Origin of the sequence: Nodularia sp. LEGE 04288, assembly GCF_963896525.1 — a bacterium.
Taxonomy (GTDB): Bacteria; Cyanobacteriota; Cyanobacteriia; order Cyanobacteriales; family Nostocaceae; genus Nodularia.
The window spans coordinates 1-5,357 of sequence record NZ_CAWQOY010000053.1 but is presented as its reverse complement, the minus strand read 5'-3'; the positions used below and the strand labels follow the sequence as shown (position 1 = coordinate 5,357).

The following is a 5,357-nucleotide window of genomic DNA, read 5'->3' as shown; positions in this document are numbered from 1 at the left end:
AACGCCACGCCGAACGCCACGCCTGATAAAAATTGAGTTGCTAAAATTATGCTCAAGAATGCAATTATGGCAATAACAACTCTATTCTTATTGCCTCCAAGGTCTAAAACCCTTCCTAACAACCACCCTGCCAAAAAAGGAAAACTTAGGAACCAGTAAAATGACTTACCACTAGTCAGAGTATAAACTGGTGCAACTAATAATACAGCCAATATTGGGACTACGGCAGTAAGCCACCAAACCTGCCCAGCATAGCGACACAACCGGGGATTTGTGCCAAACTCAGCCCGCTTATCAAAAGGGTTATCTCTCGGTTTAAGTCCTGGATGGATGTCACGCAACCAATTTTCAAAGGTAAAAGGCTTGAAGTAAATCCAATTAAGTAAGCGTCCACATTCAGCCACATAAGCCCAAAAGCCTGATTTTGCAGAATTGTTGCTCATGGCTACTTTATCCCCAACTGGTCACGGATAAAATCCCAAACTTCATTCCAGTCCAACACACGCACCAAAACCAAAAAGAACATCAGCAGGATAACTAACCCCATAATCCAGCTGCTGATATCGTCAACAGTTCCACCAATCAATTTGGGTAAGATACCCAAGCGCATCGGCAAATCCCAAACTAACCAGCGCACCTGATGCAACCATCGGCGAGAACCTAGTTTAGATTTTGGTAAACGGCGAAATTCATCAGCAAAGCGAGTTTTCACCCAATTTTCATCATATCCATGCTGACGCGCCTCACATACTAAACTCCCTGCTATTTGCAGTAAAAAAGGATGACTTCCAGCCAGTTGCTGACTCAGGCGCTGTTCATCCATACTCAAAGCTGATGCAGCACCATTAACAGTGCTAGCAGGTAGACGTAACAAATCTTTGACCTCTTCTTCTTTAAGTCCACGCAACTTGATTACATGACCCAAATTGAAAAAATCAGAAGTCAACTGATGCTTTTTGCTGTAAAAATCGAGTTTGTACTGTGAAGCCATGATCAGCATCAAACTACTGCTATCCATCAAAGAGCGCAGATTATTATAAAAATCATCATTAAATTCGTTCTTGTTATCAAGCACCCTCTTAAAATCATCTAAGCAAAGAACTGGTAATATTCCTTGCTTTTTCCATTCTCTGATCGCATCTGAAAAAGCTGCACGGTCAAGGAGTGTAACTCTCAAAGGGTCACTTAAAGCTGGATTTGTCGCCACATTGGGAAAATTCAACAATTCCCGCGCCACTGCTAAATAAAAATTTTCCTCTCGCTGACACGACACATTTTGAAGGGAGAGGTAAATGACGACATAACGGCTGGGGTTTGGTACTCGCTGTTCCCAAGTCAAAAAGTAGTGATACAGCAACGACGATTTACCAATTCGCTTGTCACCGACAATATTAATACTTGTCGGCTGGACACCACTCATTCGAGATGCGATCGCGTGTAACTCATCTTTACGACCGACAAACAGCTTGGGGTCTTCAATCATCCCCGCAGCTACAAAAGGATTCGCAGGTAATGCCCCAGAAGTCATGTAAAAGCTATACCCTAATTTTAATAATTTAAGTGCGATCGCTTAAAAGCATAGCATTATACGCAATCATGCTTCTGTTATCTGGTGTTTAGTGTTGTGCCGAAAGTGCAAAATCTCCCAGATCATCTGAAAAATATCTAGTTTGCAGATTTAAATTAGATAAAAGTCTTGTGGGGTGGGCATCTGGTTCCCCCCATGTTATGCAAGTTTAATACGGTTAAGCTGTTTCCTCTAAAGTGCGCTTTGCCCTCTCCAAAATTGTCAGCCAGCGTTGCACAATACTACTAAACTTAGTCGCTATAAAAGTATTTTTCTTAGAAGCAAGACTGTTTGAAAGTTCCTGTAATGCACTGATGGAAGTATTCAGTAATTCATACTGAACATAGAGCGAATTAGCTTCCTCTAATGCACGGAGATCCTCGCTAATATCTAAAAATTGATAAAAAACCGTGCCAAGTTCCTTTGGTGGTGGTGAGGGAATCCAAGCCAGTTGCTTGTCAATGTCTATAATATCGCTCAACCTTTGACAACGATTGAGGCTATCTATCGCAATCTCAGTAATTGCCTTTGTCGCAACTTTTTGCTGATTGGTATAACTAATCAAGTAATTAATAGTCTCACTGGCTGCTGCTGGGTTCTCTTGATAAGCCTCTACAATCATTCGATCCATAAAAGGCAGAGGCAAAATAATTCGTTCATCAAAGCGAGGTGGTAGGTATCGTAAACAATCTACCCTTTTTCTATTAGAGAAAAAGAGAATGAGTGTCCACAGTAATTCTGGTAGCCAGAAGTACATTCGCAAAACACCCAAAATCCACGCCAAACCTGCCGCCAAGCCTCCCGCCAAACCCAAGCCTCCCGTCACGATGGAAACCAAGCCTACCAACAATGTAGACAACACGCCTCCTGCCACGCTGACTGAAACGCCTCCTGCCACCCCTACTAAAATGCCTCCTGCCACCCCTACTGAAACGCCTGCCGCCAAACCTATCGCCACGCCTAGCGCCACACCTCCCACCAAGCCTGTAACCAAGCCCACCGCCACACCTTCCACAATGTCTACTGGCATCCTTGATGAAAAATGAGTGTCTAAAAATTCGCTTAAGGATACAATCACGACAATAACGATTATATTTTTATAGCCGACACGCCCTAAAACCCTTCCTAAAAACCAGCCTGCGAAAAAAGCACAACTTCTGAACCAGTTAAATGACTCACCACTAGCCAGAGTGTAAACTGGTGCAGCTAATAATACAGCCAATATTGGGACTACGACACTCAGCCACCAAACCTGATCAGCATAGCGACGTAACCGGGAATTTGTGCTAAATTCAGCCCGCTTATCAAAAGGATCATCTATCGGTTTAAGTTCTGGATGGATGTGACTCAACCAGTTTTCCAAGGTAAAAGGCTTGAAGTAAGTCCAATAAAGTAAGCGTCCACACTTAGCCACATAAGCCCAATCGCCAGATTTTAGAAAATTGTTGCTCATGGCTACTTTCTCCTCAACTTCTCACAGATAAGGTCATATAAAAGCTATACGCTAATTTTAGGAATTTATGTGCGATCGCTTAAAAGGATAGCGTTATACGCAATTATGCTTCTGTAATCTGGCTTTTAGTGATCTAGCTTGAAGATTTAAATTAGATGAAACTCTTGTGGGGGAGGGCAAAGATGCCCGCCCATGTTATGCCAGTCAAATCTTAGAATCCCACAGGCGATCGCTCATCAAAATACCATAAAAGCCAAAAGTCAGAAGTTGGATATTTTAACTTCCATGCTTCAGACTTCTTGAGATTATTTAATTAAACTCCCCAGGCTGGATTCGAACCAGCGACCAATCGATTAACAGTCGATCGCTCTACCACTGAGCTACTGAGGAACGCTCACAATTAAACATCTTAAGACTAAATATAAGATTTGGCAAGTCTTTTTTTAAACTTTTTTTAAACCGAAGTTTAATTCCCATAACATTATAGCCAAAACGCCTTCTGGCGGCTGGTTTCAGACTTTTGAATTTTAGGCTTTACTGTAATCCCATCCGTAATTCCGCCAGTCGCTGCCGGGCTTTAGCATCAATAGAGTTGACTAAGAACCTACTTTTGGATTGTTTGCGCTTTTGATATTTATGTCGCATCCGACAAATTGTACTTTCTACCTCACCACATAGTTGCTGTGCCGACAACCATTCAGCACCATACCCCTGTACCATCAACTGCTGCGCGCGGTCTGAGGTGGCAACAATCACGCGATGAATCAGAGATTGCGCCCTTTCATAGCGCAGAGATGCACAGGATTTTTCAATATAGGTGTCTGCCGTTTGCCCAAAATCAGTGTAATGAACTGATAAGAGTTCTGTAATAATTTCTTTATTGCTAGAAGCTTGATGATATTGGGCATCAAAAACTATCTCAGTCTCATAACCTTGAAAAGAACTGTAGCTAGTCATTGCTTCCACCAATTCCCAGCGTGCGGCCTCTAATCCTGCATGATCACGGGTTTTTTTCAGGCAAGGCCAAGCACCAATTATATTGTAGCCGTCTACTAACAAGACGGCTTGGAGTAAGGAACGAGGCATGGTTTTTAATCACAGTTATCTAGAGTTAACAAAATTCATTCATAACTTTCATAGTAATTGAAGCATTGCGTGTAACTCTATGTTACAAATCAGTAAAAAATGCGATCAGATGACAGAATTTGACTGGAAAAACCTTGCCCAAAAAGAAACGCGCCTGATTCAGGCGCGTCTCAATTGTTAGTAATTATTCAAAAAAAGGATGAAAGAAAATGGCTGTTTAAGCAGATCCATCATCCATTGTCATCAAACGTTGTTTCAGACGCTGAGGTTCACCCTTATCAATCAAACGGCCTTTTTCTAATAAAAAAGCACCGTCGCAGTAATTCAACTCGTCTAGACGATGAGTCACCCACAGGGCTGTAATCCCCCGACTTTTGACTAGGCGACGGACACCAGCCACCAAGTCCAATTGGCTATCTGGATCGAGTAAAGCTGTGGGTTCATCTAATAGTAAGATTTCACAACGCCGAGCGATCGCACCGGCGATCGCCACTCGTTGTTTTTGTCCCCCACTCAAAGCATAGATCGGGCGTAATTGCAAGGCAGACAAATTCACCGAACCTAAAGCCTCCTCAACCCTTGTCCTCACCGTCGCAGGCGGTAACTTTTCATCCACAAGTCCAAAAGCCACGTCAGCACCAACAGTTGGCATCACCAGTTGATGATCAGGATTTTGAAAGACAAAGCCAACGGGTTCTAAAACCTTAATTTCACCGGACTGAGGAGCTAATAGCCCAGCCAGTAGTCGGAGTAATGTAGATTTGCCACTGCCATTTGTACCCAAAAGCATCCAAAATTCACCCAGAGGTACTTCTAGAGAGCAAGATTCGATTGCCTTCGCCCCACTAGGCCAACTAAAATCTAAATCCTTGACCTCAATGCCAACTTCTGACATTTTTATCCCTTAGTTATTCAGCTGTGACTGCAAAAAACCCTGGTGGTCTACCGCCACTGGTCGTTGCACCATCTTTTTGAACAATCTGTACCCCAGAAATTTCGCTAGAACGGACAGCAATTTTCTTTTCCGTCTTACCCTCACACTTAAGTTCCACGATGTCAGGATTGCCAGAGCGCATGGCTGCCAAAATGAGCTGATATATGGCTTCAGCATCCTCTGCTGACTTACGTTGTACTGATACGGGGAAGGCAGTATTTTTGATACTTAAGTCAATGGTAAACATTTAGGATTAGTCAAACAGAACTGTAGGACTCATTTTAACGTTAGGCGATTGGAAATTGGGAATTATGAAG

5 protein-coding genes, 1 tRNA gene and 1 pseudogene are annotated in these 5,357 nt (G+C 42.8%); all 7 read right to left on the bottom strand.

Features of this window, described 5'->3' with window-relative positions; genetic code table 11:
• A pseudogene (locus AACX33_RS04255) lies at nt 1-443 on the bottom strand (AAA family ATPase); the annotation flags it as partial.
• A gap of 2 nt (nt 444-445) precedes the next feature.
• A complete protein-coding gene (locus tag AACX33_RS04250; protein WP_194003776.1) occupies nt 446-1,528 on the bottom strand; it encodes an AAA-like domain-containing protein in 1,083 nt (360 codons plus the stop codon).
• 217 nt (nt 1,529-1,745) lie between these two features.
• A complete protein-coding gene (locus AACX33_RS04245) occupies nt 1,746-3,020 on the bottom strand; it encodes a hypothetical protein (RefSeq protein WP_194003774.1) in 1,275 nt (424 codons plus the stop codon).
• A 318-nt stretch (nt 3,021-3,338) separates the two neighbouring features.
• Nucleotides 3,339-3,410, bottom strand: a tRNA-Asn gene (locus AACX33_RS04240).
• Between the two features lie 144 nt (nt 3,411-3,554).
• On the bottom strand, nt 3,555-4,106 hold the full coding sequence (locus tag AACX33_RS04235; RefSeq protein WP_194003772.1) for an NYN domain-containing protein: 552 nt from the start codon (nt 4,104-4,106) through the stop codon (nt 3,555-3,557).
• A 217-nt stretch (nt 4,107-4,323) separates the two neighbouring features.
• On the bottom strand, nt 4,324-5,001 hold the full coding sequence (locus tag AACX33_RS04230) for an ABC transporter ATP-binding protein (protein ID WP_194003770.1): 678 nt from the start codon (nt 4,999-5,001) through the stop codon (nt 4,324-4,326).
• Nucleotides 5,002-5,014: 13 nt separating this feature from the next.
• Nucleotides 5,015-5,287, bottom strand: a complete 273-nt coding sequence (locus tag AACX33_RS04225; RefSeq protein ID WP_194003768.1) for a hypothetical protein — start codon at nt 5,285-5,287, stop codon at nt 5,015-5,017.
• Nucleotides 5,288-5,357 lie beyond the last annotated feature (70 nt).